The 320-nt window shown below is 60.9% G+C and carries 1 pseudogene; it reads right to left on the bottom strand.

Annotated elements, in window-relative coordinates:
- Window positions 1-44: 44 nt before the first annotated feature.
- Window positions 45-320: pseudogene (locus P0G09_RS16995) on the bottom strand (hypothetical protein); the annotation flags it as partial.

Consider the following 320-nt stretch of genomic DNA (forward strand, 5'->3'; position numbering starts at 1 on the left):
TAAAAAAGACCCCCGCAGCGTATGATTTGACGCCGCGGGGTTTCTCAATTGTTCGGTTTGTATTGCAGCACCTTCTGGGAGAACGTCCGATCGAAGAACTGGATGAAGGGCCCAAGGCAGTACGCACAGATCAAGGTGCCAAGGCCCACAAGGCCACCCAGCAGCCAGCACAGCAGGGCGCTGAGCGCATCGGTGAAGATGCGGCACCCGAAGTACGGGCAGGGTGTGTAGTCCCGCAGACCGAGGGAAAGGTAATCGTAGGGCGCGATGCCGAGGTCACGGCGCTGGGCGCTTCGCTCTACCAGACCGCCGAGCTCGGC

Origin of the sequence: Faecalibacterium sp. DFI.5.82, assembly GCF_029076575.1 — a bacterium.
GTDB lineage: Bacteria > Bacillota > Clostridia > Oscillospirales > Ruminococcaceae > Faecalibacterium > Faecalibacterium duncaniae.